Source organism: Actinomycetota bacterium (assembly GCA_035540895.1).
Taxonomy (GTDB): Bacteria; Actinomycetota; JAICYB01; order JAICYB01; family JAICYB01; genus DATLFR01.
Genome location: DATLFR010000143.1, coordinates 1 through 13,310 on the forward strand (window position 1 = coordinate 1; position 13,310 = coordinate 13,310).

Annotated in this window: 15 protein-coding genes; 5 read left to right on the top strand and 10 right to left on the bottom strand. The window is 70.3% G+C overall.

Going from position 1 to position 13,310, the window contains the following annotated elements; genetic code table 11:
- Positions 1–517, bottom strand: a 517-nt coding sequence (locus VM840_08075; protein HVL81532.1) for a cupredoxin domain-containing protein, incomplete at its 3' end; no start/stop codon positions are given.
- Positions 501–803: a hypothetical protein gene (locus VM840_08080; protein ID HVL81533.1), complete on the bottom strand. Its 303-nt coding sequence runs from the start codon at positions 801–803 to the stop codon at positions 501–503. The genes VM840_08075 and VM840_08080, both read right to left, overlap by 17 nt.
- 85 nt (positions 804–888) lie before the next feature.
- Here VM840_08080 and VM840_08085 point away from each other — a divergent pair, with 85 nt between their 5' ends.
- A complete protein-coding gene (locus VM840_08085; protein HVL81534.1) occupies positions 889–2,337 on the top strand; it encodes a wax ester/triacylglycerol synthase family O-acyltransferase in 1,449 nt (482 codons plus the stop codon).
- Here the strand turns inward: VM840_08085 and VM840_08090 are convergent.
- A complete protein-coding gene (locus VM840_08090; protein HVL81535.1) occupies positions 2,334–2,735 on the bottom strand; it encodes a PPOX class F420-dependent oxidoreductase in 402 nt (133 codons plus the stop codon). The two genes, VM840_08085 and VM840_08090, sit on opposite strands and share 4 nt — an antisense overlap.
- 26 nt (positions 2,736–2,761) lie before the next feature.
- On the opposite strand from VM840_08090, the gene VM840_08095 reads away from it, so the two are divergent.
- Complete coding sequence (locus tag VM840_08095; GenBank protein ID HVL81536.1) at positions 2,762–3,184, top strand: hypothetical protein; 423 nt, start codon at positions 2,762–2,764, stop codon at positions 3,182–3,184.
- Here VM840_08095 and VM840_08100 read toward each other — a convergent pair.
- The 3 genes from VM840_08100 to VM840_08110 form a co-directional block, all read right to left on the bottom strand.
- Positions 3,181–3,519, bottom strand: a complete 339-nt coding sequence (locus VM840_08100; GenBank protein ID HVL81537.1) for a P-II family nitrogen regulator — start codon at positions 3,517–3,519, stop codon at positions 3,181–3,183. The genes VM840_08095 and VM840_08100 overlap by 4 nt on opposite strands.
- 15 nt (positions 3,520–3,534) lie before the next feature.
- Positions 3,535–4,743, bottom strand: a complete 1,209-nt coding sequence (locus VM840_08105) for an ammonium transporter (GenBank protein HVL81538.1) — start codon at positions 4,741–4,743, stop codon at positions 3,535–3,537.
- Positions 4,744–5,305: 562 nt separating this feature from the next.
- A complete protein-coding gene (locus tag VM840_08110; protein HVL81539.1) occupies positions 5,306–6,220 on the bottom strand; it encodes a glycine cleavage T C-terminal barrel domain-containing protein in 915 nt (304 codons plus the stop codon).
- Here VM840_08110 and cysS point away from each other — a divergent pair.
- Positions 6,219–7,658 carry a cysteine--tRNA ligase gene (gene cysS, locus VM840_08115; protein ID HVL81540.1) on the top strand — a complete coding sequence of 480 codons (1,440 nt, stop codon included), beginning with the start codon at positions 6,219–6,221 and terminating at the stop codon, positions 7,656–7,658. The two genes, VM840_08110 and cysS, sit on opposite strands and share 2 nt — an antisense overlap.
- Before the next feature lies 1 nt (position 7,659).
- Here cysS and VM840_08120 read toward each other — a convergent pair whose 3' ends face one another.
- From VM840_08120 to VM840_08135, 4 genes are all read right to left on the bottom strand, one after another.
- Positions 7,660–10,041, bottom strand: coding sequence for an HD domain-containing protein (locus VM840_08120; protein ID HVL81541.1), 2,382 nt, complete (start codon positions 10,039–10,041; stop codon positions 7,660–7,662).
- Positions 10,038–10,322 carry a hypothetical protein gene (locus VM840_08125; protein HVL81542.1) on the bottom strand — a complete coding sequence of 95 codons (285 nt, stop codon included), beginning with the start codon at positions 10,320–10,322 and terminating at the stop codon, positions 10,038–10,040. The genes VM840_08120 and VM840_08125 overlap by 4 nt, the downstream gene beginning before the upstream one ends.
- 76 nt (positions 10,323–10,398) lie before the next feature.
- Positions 10,399–10,713, bottom strand: coding sequence for a hypothetical protein (locus tag VM840_08130; GenBank protein ID HVL81543.1), 315 nt, complete (start codon positions 10,711–10,713; stop codon positions 10,399–10,401).
- Positions 10,714–10,866: 153 nt separating this feature from the next.
- Positions 10,867–11,193, bottom strand: coding sequence for a WhiB family transcriptional regulator (locus tag VM840_08135; GenBank protein ID HVL81544.1), 327 nt, complete (start codon positions 11,191–11,193; stop codon positions 10,867–10,869).
- A gap of 109 nt (positions 11,194–11,302) precedes the next feature.
- Between VM840_08135 and VM840_08140 the strand changes: the two genes are divergently transcribed.
- Together VM840_08140 and VM840_08145 are read left to right on the top strand one after the other, a co-directional pair.
- Entirely contained in the window at positions 11,303–12,445 is a 1,143-nt protein-coding gene (locus VM840_08140; protein ID HVL81545.1) for a pyridoxal phosphate-dependent aminotransferase, read from the top strand.
- A complete protein-coding gene (locus tag VM840_08145) occupies positions 12,442–13,206 on the top strand; it encodes an alpha/beta fold hydrolase (protein HVL81546.1) in 765 nt (254 codons plus the stop codon). The genes VM840_08140 and VM840_08145 overlap by 4 nt, the downstream gene beginning before the upstream one ends.
- Positions 13,207–13,310: the final 104 nt, after the last annotated feature.

The following is a 13,310-nucleotide window of genomic DNA, read 5'->3' on the forward strand; positions in this document are numbered from 1 at the left end:
GGGCAGGGGTCGTGAGTGGGGCGAGGGTCGTCTCGGGTGTGGCCCTCGGCGGCGGCGTGGGCGAACGCGTGGGCGAGGGTGCCGCCGCCGCGCGCGGGGAGGCGACCGGTCGGCTCGACGGCGGCGCGGTCCGGCCGGGCACGCGCGCGGTTACGACGACCGTCCCGCACATCCCGCAGTCGGGAGGAGGCGCCGACGGCGACCCGTGGAACCGGCAGTAGAAGTGGTAGGTGCCCGGCGTCTCGAACGTGAAGGAGAAGGTGCCTCGGGCCGCGATCGTCCCGGAGTCGAAGGACGCCGGGGCACCCGACTGGGCCGTGACCGTGTGAGGGTTCAGCCCGTCGTTGCGCCACTCGATGCGCGTCCCGGCTGGGACCTCAGACCGCGCCGGCTGGAAGGCGTTGTCCCGGGCCGACACGGAGGAGTCGCCGCTGGCAGCGGGAGCCGCGCCCATCAGCAGCGCCGCGGCCGCGAAGAGCACCGCCAGTGGGCGGGCCCGCTCACAGCAGGTCGTCAAGCGACCCCTTCTTCGGGGGCTCCGACCGCAGGAGGTCGGCGATATCACCCTTGGGTGCCGACCCCGATCCCTGGAGCTTCTCGTCGAGCTCCCGTGCGCGCTTCCCCTCGATCTCTCCCGCCGCCGCCATGAGATCCTCGAGCGATCGCCGCGGGGCCCCCTCGATGCGGATCCGCAGGGCGGCGAGGACATCCGCATGCCGGTCCTCGAGCCCCGTCGTCCGGTCGATCTCCGACAGCGCCCTCTCGGCCTTGCGCAGGAGGTCCAGGTCGTCTCGCTCCGTCATCGACCCAGGATATGCCTCGAGCGGTTGCATGGAACACCCACATCGCGTCACCCTGGGTACCGAGATGTCGGGGCCTGGAGGGGACATGAGCGGATACGAGCGGCTGTCGCCGCAGGACGCGACGTTCCTGCACCTCGAGAACAACCACACGCACATGCACGTGGCCTCCGTGACGATCTTCGAGGGCGGGGCCGTCGACTACCAGGAGGCGCTGGACTCGGTCCGGAGCCGCCTGCACCTCGTCCCCCGGTTCCGGCAGAAGCTCGCGTTCGTGCCGTTCGGGCAAGGTCGTCCGGTCTGGGTGGACGACCCCCACTTCAACCTCGAGTACCACGTCCGCCACACCGCGCTCCCCTCTCCTGGGACCGAGGAGCAGCTCAAGAAGCTGGCCGGACGGCTGATGTCCCAACAGCTGGACCGCTCCAAGCCCCTCTGGGAGATCTGGCTGGTGGACGGCCTCGCGGGAGACCGGTTCGCGATGATCGCGAAGACCCATCACTGCATGATCGACGGCATCTCGGGGGCCGACATCACCGCCGTGCTCCTGGATGCGACGCCCGAGCCGCCGCACCTGGAGCCCCCGGCGTGGGCGCCCCGGCCCATGCCCGCGCCGGCCGAGCTGCTGGCCGAGGCGATCGTCGAGCGGATGACCGAGCCGGCCGAGATCCTGCGGGGGCTGCGCGCGACCGTGCGCGCTCCGCGGCGCGTGGTCCGGCAGGTGGCCGACGCGCTGGGCGGACTGGGGGCCCTGGCTTGGGCGGGGCTCAACCCAGCTCCCCCGACGCCGCTGAACGTCCCGATAGGACCCCACCGCCGCTATGAGTACGTCCGGGCGTCGCTCGCGGACTTCAAGACCATCAAGAACTCGCTGGGGGGGACCGTGAACGACGTCGTGCTCGGTGTCGTCTCGGGGGCCCTCCGGCGCTGGTTGATCCACCGCAACGTCGACGTGCGGGGTCTGGAGATGAAGGCGATGGTGCCCGTCTCGATCCGGGCCGATCACGAACGCGGGGCGCTCGGCAACCGGGTCTCCGCGATGATCGCCCCCCTGCCGGTCTACGAGCCGGACCCCGTACGCAGGCTGAACATCATCACCCAGCAGATGCAGGACCTGAAGGACTCGAAGCAGGTCGTGGGGGCCGACGTCATCACCCAGCTGTCGGGGTTCGCGCCGCCCACCATCCTCGGTCAGGCCGCCCGGCTGCAGGCGGCGCAGCGCTTCTTCAACCTGCTCGTCACCAACGTCCCGGGGCCACAGTTCCCCCTATACAGCGTGGGACGGGAGCTCCTCGACCTGTTCCCGATGGCGCCACTGGCTGCGAACCAGGCTCTCGGCGTGGCCGTGATGTCCTACAACGGCTCGATGGGCTTCGGCCTGATCGCCGACTACGACTCCATGGGAGACGTCGGCGTGATCGCGGAGGGCATCGAGAAGTCCATCGCCGAGCTGCTGGGCGAGGCCGAGCCGGCGCCCACGAACGGCAGCAGGCGGCCGCGGCGCCGGGAGACGATCGAGGTCAGGTCGCCCGGCTAGGACGACGGGTACCAGCGCTCGATCGAGATCGCGTAGACGATCCGCTGCTCCCGGACCATCGCCTCCCGGTACTCGGCCAGATCCTCCGGGGGGTGCCCGGTGATCATCGCGTAGAGCCGCTCGTTCTCCTCGACCGGGTTCGCGCGCCTGATCTCGCACATGCCCTTCACGGTGACCCACCGGAACCAGTTGCCCTCGTCGAAGACGGTGACCGTGCAACGCGGGTCGCGTTCGAGGTTGCGGGTCCGGACTCGGCCCTCGGTGCCCGACGAGAGGATCGTCTCGCCGTCCAGCGCGTAGAGCATCGGAACGACGTGCGGGCTCCCGTCCGCGGCTGTGGTGGCCATCACCCCACGGGTGTTGGCGGAGAGCAGCGCGAGCATCTCGGAGCGGTCCATCGGACTCACCCTATACACTCGGCTCGATGGAGCGCGACCGCGCCGTCCGGACGGTGATCCTCGCGATCGGAGCGTTCCTCGCCCTGTCCGGGATCTGGGCGTTCGCGAGCCCCGCCACCTTCTACGAGAGGGTCGCCTCGTACCCTCCACCGAACATGCACCTCATCCGCGACATCGGGGCATTCCAGTTCGGGCTCGGCGCCACCCTGCTCGTCTCCCTCGTGCGGAACGACGGACCGCTCGTCGCCCTCGTCGGGACCGCGGCCGGCTCCGTGCTGCACTTCTTCTCGCACGTGATCGACGCCGGCCGAGGGGGCCGGCCCACGGACCCCCTCTCGATCGGGCTGCTCACCGTCGTGGTCGTCCTGGCCGCGGTCTGGCGCGCCCGGTCGGTCGGCCGGACGACGCCCGAGCCGGGGAGCGCGCCCGGCTCGCCTACCGCCGACTAGAGGGCATCCTCCCCGGTCTCGCCGGTCCGGATCCGCCAGACGCCCTCCGCCGCGGTCACCCACACCTTGCCGTCCCCGATCTTGCCGGTCGAGGCGCTGGACAGCACCGTCTCGACGACGCGGTCCACCAGGTCGTCGGAGACGAGCACCTCGACCTTCACCTTCGGGACGAAATCGACCTGGTACTCGGCTCCCCGGTACACCTCCGTATGTCCGCGTTGCCGGCCGAACCCTCGGATCTCGGTGACGGTCATCCCCTGCACCCCGACCCCCTTCAGGGCGTCCTTGACGTCGTCGAGCTTGAACGGCTTCACGACCGCGGTCACGAGCTTCATGGTGGTCTCTCCTCTCTACGCGACGTAGGCTCCCTCGCCGTGCTGCGAGAGATCCAACCCGGTCGTCTCCGCATCCTCGTCCACGCGCAGTCCCACGGCGATGTCTATGACCTTCAGGATGACGAAGGTGGCGACGACCGCCCAGACGATCGTGATGACGACACCGGCGGCCTGCCGTCCCAGCTGGGCCACCCCTCCCCCGTACACGAGTCCATCCTCGGTCGCGAAGACCCCGGTCAGCAGGGCACCGACGATGCCGCCGACGAAGTGAACGCCGACGACGTCGAGCGAGTCGTCGTACCGCCAGCGCCACTTCAGGCGAACCGCGTAGTAGCAGACGGCCCCCGAGACGAAGCCCAGGATGATCGCCGACCACGGGCGGATGAACCCGGCCGCGGGCGTCACCGCCACGAGACCGGCGACCGCCCCGGTCGCCGCACCGACCGCGGTGGGCTTACCGTGCTGGCGCCACTCGGGCAGGATCCACCCGAAGATGGCCGCAGCGGTAGCGATGTGGGTGACGGAGAAGGCCACGGCCGCGTCCCCGTTCGATGCGAGCGCGCTGCCGCCGTTGAAGCCGAACCACCCGAACCACAGCATCGACGCTCCGAGCACGACGAACGGGATGTTGTGGGGAAGCATCCCTCCCGCGTCCGACGGCCACCCCCGTCGCCGACCCACCATGAGCGCCGCGACGAGCGCCGCGGCCCCGGCGTTGATGTGGACGACGGTGCCGCCGGCGAAGTCCAACGCACCGATCCCGTCGGCCCCGAGGAACCCGCCGCCCCACACCCAGTGGGCGACCGGCGCGTAGACGAGGATGGACCATGCAGCGATGAAGGCGACGTAGGCCGAGAACCTCATCCTCTCCGCGAAGGCGCCGGCGATGAGCGCGGGGGTGATGATCGCGAACATCATCTGGAAGATCGCGAAGGCGATATGGGGGACCGTCGGCGCGTAGTCGCTGGGCTCGCCGGTCACGTCCTTGAACCCGAAGAAGTCGAGCCCGCCGACGATCCCGGCGATATCGGGTCCGAACGCCAGGGTGTACCCGACCACCGTCCAGGTGATCGTGACGACACCCAGCGCGACGAACGCGTGCATGATCGTCGCGAGCACGTTCTTGGACCGCACGAGGCCGCCGTAGAAGAAGGCGAGCCCGGGGGTCATGAACATGACGAGAGCCGCGGATACGAGGATCCACGCCGTGTCCCCGCTGTCGATCGCCTCCTGTTGAGCGGCTGCCGCGGGCGTCGCGCCCAGCGCCAACCACCCAACAACGAGCGGGGCGAGCAGCGCCCCCCGTCTCCTGCCCAGCATCGTTCCGACCTCCTGCTCGACGACAGGGCGAAACGTACCGGTCCACCTTTTCCTGCAGATGTCCGTCCGTTACGGGTGTGTGAACGGGATGGGGCCCGCCGATCCGTCGGATGGCAGCCCCGTGGTCCGGCCCTCGCCCGGCGGCGCGCAACCGTGGCAACCCGGACGTATCGGACAGGATGGACGGCCTATGTCCGCTCCGTCCGCATGGAACCCGGAGGACGTGGGGATGGGATGGCGAAGGCTTCGTCGAGCGACAAGGGGGACAGGGGATGCGAGTCGAGGTCCAGCTTCTCTGTGACGACGCGCGGCCGACGCCCATCGGATCCCGCCGCAGACCCAGGACACGCGAGTGGGACGTCCGCCGTCCCTCGAGCACGTACCGGACGGGCATGTCTCACTCGCTCGCCTGGCTCATGGCGCACGAGCGCGCCCGCGAGGAGCGCACCGGCGAGGATACGTAGCGTCAGGTCCGAGCTGGCGGGACGGTGCGCTGGGTCTTCGTCCCGTGCGGGACCGGCCCGACGACGGCCGTCCCCCCGCCCTCCACCTCCACCCGCGACCCCTGCGGCACCTCCACGCGGACCATGCCCATGCCGATCGGACCGCGGTCCGGTGACACCACGACCGAGCTGATCCGGCCGACGCGCTGCCCGTCGTGCAGGAGGGACCGTCCAGGCTCGACCACCGCATCGAGCTCGAGCGGACGTACCACGCGGTTCACGTGTCCGCGGAAGTGGAGACGGGCGACGACCTCCTGTCCGACGTAGCAACCCTTCGTCACCGAGAGCTCGCTCGTCAGCCCCGCCTCCTGGGGGAGGGTGTCCGGGCCGTAGTCGACGGCGAACCTGGGGAGCCCGGCCTCGACCCGCAGGACCTCCCAGAGCTCGACGGGAGCCCGCGGGAGGTCGGGCGCCGTTCCGGTGTGAAGGATCGTCACCGGGAGCCCGCCCACCTCGTCGCCGAACGCGACGCCGCCGCTCGAGCTGGTGACGTGTCCAGGAGCCGGGTGAGGCGCGCCCGGGCCCACCAGCGCGAAGCACGCCCCGGTGCGGTCCTCGACCTCGACGCGGGTCCGGAACCGGTACCTGGTGAACCACGAGGCGAGCTCGTCGGTGGCCGGGGGGTCGACGTCGAGCCAGACCTGCTCCTCGTCCACCGCCGTCCGGAAGTGCGCGAGGACCTTCCCCTTCGGGTCGAGGAAGCAAGACCAGGTCCATCGGCCCTGCTCGACCGCGTCGAGGTCGGCGGTGACGGTGTTCTGCAGGAACCACACCCGCTGGTCCCCGTCGAGGCGGATCAGGCCCCGGCCGGTGACGTCTATCGCTACGGCGTGGTCCCGCGCGACGCGGTAGGCCGCCGAGAGCTCGAGGATCTCCATGAACCAACCGTACCGTCAATATGTAGCCGTGCTGAGGCTGACCAACACGCTGACCCGGACCGTGGAGACGGTCGTCACGCTGGAGGCCGGGAGGATCTCCATGTACTCGTGCGGTCCCACCGTCTACCGGTACGCGCACGTCGGCAACATGCGGACCTACGCCCTGGCCGACCTGATCCGCCGGGTCCTCATCTACCACGGGCTCGAGGTGCGCTCGGTGATGAACATCACCGATGTCGGCCACATGACCGACGAGCTCACCGACTCCGGACGGGACCGGATGGAACTGGCGGTCGAGGACGAGGGCCTGCCCGCGGCCGATATCGCCCGCCGCTACACCGAGGCGTTCCTCACCGACTGCGACCGGGTTGGCATCGGCCGGTTCGACGAGTACCCGGCGGCATCCGATCACGTGCCGCAGATGGTCGATATGACCGCGCGTCTGGTCGAACGCGGCCACGCCTACGAGCGGGGGGGGTCCGTCTACTTCGACGTATCGACCTTTCCCGGTTACGGCGCCCTCTCCGGACAGTCGCTCGAGGACATGCGGGCCGGCCATCGCGTGGACGTCGACCCTGCGAAGCGGAACCATCAGGACTTCCTGCTCTGGAAGTCGGCCGGTCCGGACCGCGCTGTGCGGTTCGACTCGCCGTGGGGGCCGGGCTTCCCCGGCTGGCACATCGAGTGCTCGGCGATGTCCATCCACCTTCTCGGCTCCCGCTTCGATATCCACACCGGCGGCATCGACAACGTCTTCCCACACCACACCGACGAGAGGGCGCAGTCGGACGCCGCCACCGGTCACGAGGTCGTGCGGATGTGGGTCCACGGTGACCACCTGCTGGCGGACGGGGCGAAGATGGCGAAGTCGGCCCGCAACGTGGTGACCGTGGGTGAGCTGCTCGAGGATGGGTTCGACCCGCTCGCCCTGCGGGCGCTCTTCTGGTCGGCGCGGTACCGACGCCAGGTCGACTTCACGAGGGCGGCGTTGGAGGCCGCCGCGACCGGGCTCCGCCGCCTGCGCGAGCGCATCGCCGCCCTCGGCCGCCCCGGTCCCGCGCCTTCGACGGACGCCGGGGTGAGGGATGCGCTGACGGAAGGAGCGGCGCTGGCCCACCACGACCGGTTCATGCGAGCCATCGACGACGACCTCGATGTGCCGGCCGCGATGGCGGCGCTCCACGAGATGGTCGGTGACGATCACGTGGCGCCCGACGCGCGGGTGATGCTGGCCGGGTCCTGGGACAACGTCCTTGGGCTGCGTCTGGTCGAGGACGACGCGGTGAGCTCCCGCGTGATCGCGCTGATCGAGGAACGGGATCGGGCGAGGCTCGCCCGGGACTACGCCCGGGCCGACCGGATCCGAGAGGAGCTCGCCGCCGAAGGGGTAGACCTCATGGACACGGACGGCGGCACCCGGTGGGTCCGGCGCGGGTGACTCAACCGGAGGCCGCGGCGCCGAGCTTCGCGGAGAGCGCCCGTCGCTCCTCCTCGGTCCAGACCGGACCCGTCACGTAGAAGACGTCGACCGCGTCCGTCCCGTACGTGGCGACGCGAGCGGAGTGGATGTCGCAGCCGGCTGCGTGAAGGGTGTGGGCCAGCCGGTACAGGAGCCCGATCGAGTCCGCGCAGTGCACCTCGACGATCGCCTGCCCCGACGATCCTTCTATCGACACCTGCACCGGCCTCGGGGGCCGGGGGGGCCTCCTGGTCCTGCTCGCCTTCTGGCGCAACGCGGCATCGAGATCGAGGGCGCCGTCCAGGGCGCGGACGATGTCCGAGCGGGCGCGCTCCCACCGCTGCGCGGATACCGGTCCGTGCGCGCTGCGCACGCGGTACAGCTCGAGCGCGACCCCGTCGTCGAGGGTCCGGATGTCCGCGCTCATCACGTCGACGCCGCGGAGCGCCAGGGCCCCGGCCACGCTGGCGACCATCCCGGGACGATCCCGGGCCACCACCGCGAGCTCGTCCACCACGTCCCCGGGGCGGACCTCCACGCGCACCTCTCCCGGAGCGACCGGATCCGCCGAGAGAGGGCCCGCCCACCCCTCGCCGAGCGGCTCGGGGGTCGGGGGCCGTCCCTGCGCGAGTACGGACAGCACCCGGGAGTACAGCTCCCGCACGAGCGAAGCCCGGAAGGGGGACCAGGCCTCCGGACCGGTGGCACGAGCGTCGGCGCGGGTCAGCAGATAGAGGAGGGCGAGGCGCCTCTCGTCGCCGACGCGCGAGGCCATCTCCCGGACGACGACGTCGTCCTCTAGGTTGCGGCGGACGGCCGTCTCCGCGAGCACCAGGTGCTCCCGCACGAGGAAGGCGATCTCCTGCACGATCTCCTCGGGGAGCCCCATCCGCCGTCCGGCCTCCTCGGCGAGCTCCGAGCCGAGGACGGAGTGGTCCCCGCCCCGACCCTTCCCTATGTCGTGCAGGAGCGCCGCCACCACCAGTGATGTGGCATCGCCGATCCTCGACCAGGCATCGGCCAGCTCGGGATCGGCGACCTCCCGCTCGTCTGCGACCTGGGCGACCGTCTCCAAGAGGTGCATGTCCACGCTCAGCCGGTGGTACAGGTTGCGCTGAGGGAGGCACCGCACGTGCTCCCACCCGGGCAGGAGGGCGGCGAGGAGACCGGACTCGTCCATCGCCGCCAACGCGTCGGACGATCGACGACCGCCATGCAGCAGCTGCAGGAAGCGGTGGAGGGCGGCCGGGGTCCAGACGGGCTCCCCGTCGGAGAGCGACGAACGCAGCCGGGCCAGCGATACGCGGGAGAGCGGAACGCGGTGGGACGACGAGAGCTCGAACGCGCGCAGCCACCCGGCCGGGTCGTCCGCCACCGATTGGGCGGCGAGCACGTGCAGCCGTCCGTCGCGCAGGACGCAGCCATCGCCGAGAGCGTGCTCCCGCCGCCTCGTCAGCGCGCGCCGGGGGCGTGCTGCTCGATGCCACGCATCCTCGACCACGGAGGCGAGAGCTCGGGAGCCGCGGTAGAGGTCACGCATGAGCGCGTCGCCCGCGTCCGCTCCGAGGCCGAGACCCAGGTCCCCGGCCACGGCGTCCTGGTCGTCGAGGTAGAGGACATCGACCTTGCGGCGGGCCCGCAGGTGCATCTGGATCCTGACCCTCTGGAGCGATCGATGCGCCCGGTCCACGATCGCCGCGTCCTCAGCGGCGAGCAGTTCGGCCGGGTCGACGCCGACCACCTTCGCCATCCAGCGCACGGACTGGACGTCTCGCAGTCCGCCGCGTGAGTCACGGATGTCCGGCTCGAGGAGGTGCCCCGCGTGCCCGTGCCTCGCGTGGCGAGCTGCGTCCGCCGTCCTCAACGACCGAAGGATCCGCGCCCGCGCCCGGGCCACCGCCCGATCGATCGTCGATCGGAGTTCGAGGAAGAGGGAACGGTCACCCGCTAGGAGGCGCATGTCCAGGACGGCGGTGGTCTCCTCGAGCTCGTCTAGCATGGCCACCGTCTCCCGTGGCGTCCGGACGCGGTTGCCGACCTCTCGACCCGCGTCCCACAAGGGGTAGAGGAGCTCGCGTGTCAGGCGCTCGACGTCGGGCGGGGTCCAGCCCCGATGGACGAGCATCAGGTCCAGGTCGCTGTACGGCGCGAGTTCGCGCCGTCCGTAGCTCCCGAGAGCGACCAGGACGACGCCCTGGGGGCGGCGCCCCGTCCTCAGGAGGGCATCGTCGAACAGGTCCTCCACTATCGCGTCGACCGATGCGCTGTGGGAGCCGAGGATCGCCAGCGGGTCCTCGCCGTCCCGCTGCGCTGCGGCCAGCGCCTCCCGCGCGGCGCCGAACCGGTCGGCGGTTCCGGTCATCCGTCCTGCCGCACCTCGACGCGGACCCGCGTCGCGCCGGTGCCTTCCTCGAGCGCCCTCCGCACACGGCGTTCGACGTCATCGGGGTCGGCCCCGTCTTCCGTCTGTACCCGGACACCCACCTTCCTGTGTCCGGCCGGTCCGCGTACCTCGATGTGGTCGACGCACACCACACCGTCGACCGATATGGCCGCGCGTGCTGCGCGCTCGTCGAGAGCCGGGTCGCGTCGGCCCGTGAGTGCGAGCAACAGGTCCGCGGCCTTGCGCAGTCGGGGAGCCATGGAACGAGTATCCGCGCAAAGAGACTCCCCCGCGACGACCGCCGCGGGGGAGCTGATCCAGGGTCCCGACCGGGACCTAACGCTTCTTCGAAGTCGTCTTCTTGGCGCCCGTCTTCTTGGCACCAGACTTCTTCGCACCAGTCGTCTTCTTGGCGCCAGTCGTCTTCTTGGCACCAGACTTCTTGGCACCGGTCTTCTTCGCTGTCGTCTTCTTCGCGCCAGTCGTCTTCTTGGCGCTGGTCTTCTTCGCGCCGGTCTTCTTGGCGCTGGTCTTCTTCGCCGCTGGCTTCTTGGCGCTCTTCTTCGCGCCAGTCTTAGCGGCGGGCCGCTTGGCTGCCGTCTTGGCACCAGTGCGCCTCGCGGGCTTCTTCGCTGCCTTCTTCGTCGGCATCCGGTCACCTCCTTTCCACGATCGGATGACCCCTTTGACGCTTCGTTGCGCTATCGATCCAACACGTGCCTACGATAGCCACACATCACAGAAGTTGGAAGGCACTTCGATCGATGTTCGATCACGCAACTGCGTCGCGATCGTCCGAGTGGATCAAGATGCGCGCGCGTGCCGTCGTCCGATCCTCACCGCGGCGACGCGGCCGAGCACATCGCGGATGTCCTCTCCTTCAGCGATCGCCGCGAAGAGTTGATTCGACTGGCGGCGTAGACGCGTCCGCTCGCGCTCGGTGAGTCCGCCCCAGATGCCGTACCGTTCGCCGTTCGCGAGCGCGTACTCGAGGCATTCGAGGCGCACGGAACAGTTCACGCAGACGCGCTTCGCGGAGTCACCCGGGCTCCCGCGCTCCGGGAAGAAGAGATCCGGATCCGCGTCGAGACAGGCGGCCTTCTCCTGCCAGTCATACCTGATCCGCCACACGGCCCTGCCCCCTTGTGAGGAAACAGCATGTTTGTAATTACGTTCGTGTGATTGTAGGCGGCTGTTGTTGACTGCGCAAGGGGTGAGTTGCGTGCGTAATGATTCGTCGATGCAGGAACCCTCATCGCGCAGCGCGGCCGTGCGTCCGTTCCTCGTCATGGAGCTCCTGGACCGTGCACGCGCGATGCAGGACAAGGGGCTCGATATCGTGCACCTCGAGGTGGGGGAGCCGGACCTCCCAGCGCCAGCGGCGGCCACGCGCGCGGGGATGTCGGCGGTGCGCGAAGGTCGGACCAGGTACACCCCTTCGGCCGGACTACCCGAGCTTCGCGCCGAGCTCGCGAGGACGCTCGCGATCGAACACGACGTGGACATCGACCCGGCCCGGGTGTTGATCACCACCGGTTCCTCGGCCGCCCTTCTACTCTCCTTCGCGGCCACCACCGAACCGGGGGACGAGGTGCTGCTCGCGGATCCCGGTTACCCCTGTTACGCGAACATCCTGCGGACGCTCGGAGTCACTCCTCGGTACGTCCCGGTGGTTCCAGAGCAGGGGTGGGTGCTCGATCCCGAGATGGTGTGCGAGTGCGTCTCTCCGAGGACGGCCGCGATCGTCGTCAACTCGCCCGCGAACCCGACGGGAGCGATCGTTCCCAGGGACGCGCTCGCGTCGCTGGCTGATGCGGGTCCGCGCGTCATCTGCGACGAGATCTATCAGGGCCTGACCTACGGACAGGACGCCGCGTCGATCCTCGCGGTCAGCTCCGACGCGTATGCGGTCGGCGGGTTCTCGAAGCGGTACGCGATGACCGGATGGCGGGTCGGATACCTGGTCGCGCCCACGGCACACGTGGGAGCGGTGAGCGCGATGCAGCAGAACCTCTACATCTCGGCTCCCGAGGCCGGACAGCTGGCCGCGCCGGCCGCCCTGGGAGCGACCGAGGAGACCGGGTCGATGCGGCGCACCTTCGAGGAGCGCAGGGCCGTGCTGCTGCGCGAGCTCGCGCGGATAGGCCTGGACGTCCCCGTCGCGCCCGCGGGCGCGTTCTACGTGTTCGTCGACATGAGACGGTTCACCGAGGACTCCCTGGCGTTCGCGCACGACCTCCTGCTGCGCGGACACGTGGCGGTGACACCGGGGATCGACTTCGGACCGCGCGGCGAGGGCTGGATCCGACTGTCGTACGCAGCCTCGACCGATCGCCTCGTGGAGGGGGTCCGCAGGATCGGGTCCTATCTGGAGGAGCTGTGACGACCTGGACGGCGCGCCCTCTCCTCGTCGATCGGTCCGTCGAGCTCGAAGCAGAGCTCGTGGTGCCGGAGGGCGCCGCACGACTGGTCGTCGTCCTCTGCCACGGCCTGCCGTCCGGCTCGCCGCGCGACCCGGACGACCCGGGATACCCGGGCCTGGCTCGAGCCCTGGCCTCCCAGGGCTTCGCCGCCGCGCGGTTCTCCTTCAGCGGATGCTACGGGTCGGGCGGAGATCTCTCCATGCCGGGATGGGTGGACGACCTGGCTGCGGTGGTCCGCGCCGTCCGGACCGCGGTCACGGCTCCGGTCGCCGTCGTCGGGTCGTCGTTGGGCGGGGCCACCGCTCTCATCGAAGCGGCCGGCGATCCGTCGGTGGGTGCCGTGGCCACACTGGCCGCACCCGCCGACCTCGAGTCGCTCACGGCGGAGGACGGCGGAGCGGGCTTCATCGACAGGGTCCGGGCCACCGGACTCTTCCGGACCCCCGGGTACCCACCGGACCCGGTGGGATGGGCACGGCAGCTCCTCGAGACGCGCCCGGAGGACGCCGCACGCGAGCTCGGCGAAAGGCCACTGCTCGTGCTGCACGGGGGCCGGGACGACGTGGTCCCTCCCGAGCACGGGGAGAGGATCGCCGCCGCCGCGTCCGGACCCGTCGAGCACGTGCTGCTACCGGGGGCGGGGCACCAGCTGAGGCGCGACCCCGACGCCATCCGCGCGCTCGAGGAGTGGCTCGGACGGATGGCGCGTCGGCTCAGCTGAGGTAGCGCCGCCAGATGAGGCCGGCGGCCGAGATCATCAGGAACGAACCGAACAGGCCGGCGAGGGCCATCGGCTGGCTGGCGGGCTGCGGGTCGGGTTCGGGG

What these genes read in the sequence shown, in the direction of transcription:
- VM840_08080 (HVL81533.1), bottom strand. Translation starts at nt 803, where the DNA reads ATGACGGAGCGAGACGACCTGGACCTCCTGCGCAAGGCCGAGAGGGCG.
- VM840_08085 (HVL81534.1), top strand. Translation starts at nt 889, where the DNA reads ATGAGCGGATACGAGCGGCTGTCGCCGCAGGACGCGACGTTCCTGCAC.
- VM840_08090 (HVL81535.1), bottom strand. Translation starts at nt 2,735, where the DNA reads ATGGACCGCTCCGAGATGCTCGCGCTGCTCTCCGCCAACACCCGTGGG.
- VM840_08095 (HVL81536.1), top strand. Translation starts at nt 2,762, where the DNA reads ATGGAGCGCGACCGCGCCGTCCGGACGGTGATCCTCGCGATCGGAGCG.
- VM840_08100 (HVL81537.1), bottom strand. Translation starts at nt 3,519, where the DNA reads ATGAAGCTCGTGACCGCGGTCGTGAAGCCGTTCAAGCTCGACGACGTC.
- cysS (HVL81540.1), top strand. Translation starts at nt 6,219, where the DNA reads ATGAACCAACCGTACCGTCAATATGTAGCCGTGCTGAGGCTGACCAAC.
- VM840_08110 (HVL81539.1), bottom strand. Translation starts at nt 6,220, where the DNA reads ATGGAGATCCTCGAGCTCTCGGCGGCCTACCGCGTCGCGCGGGACCAC.
- VM840_08120 (HVL81541.1), bottom strand. Translation starts at nt 10,041, where the DNA reads ATGACCGGAACCGCCGACCGGTTCGGCGCCGCGCGGGAGGCGCTGGCC.
- VM840_08125 (HVL81542.1), bottom strand. Translation starts at nt 10,322, where the DNA reads ATGGCTCCCCGACTGCGCAAGGCCGCGGACCTGTTGCTCGCACTCACG.
- VM840_08130 (HVL81543.1), bottom strand. Translation starts at nt 10,713, where the DNA reads ATGCCGACGAAGAAGGCAGCGAAGAAGCCCGCGAGGCGCACTGGTGCC.
- VM840_08140 (HVL81545.1), top strand. Translation starts at nt 11,303, where the DNA reads ATGCAGGAACCCTCATCGCGCAGCGCGGCCGTGCGTCCGTTCCTCGTC.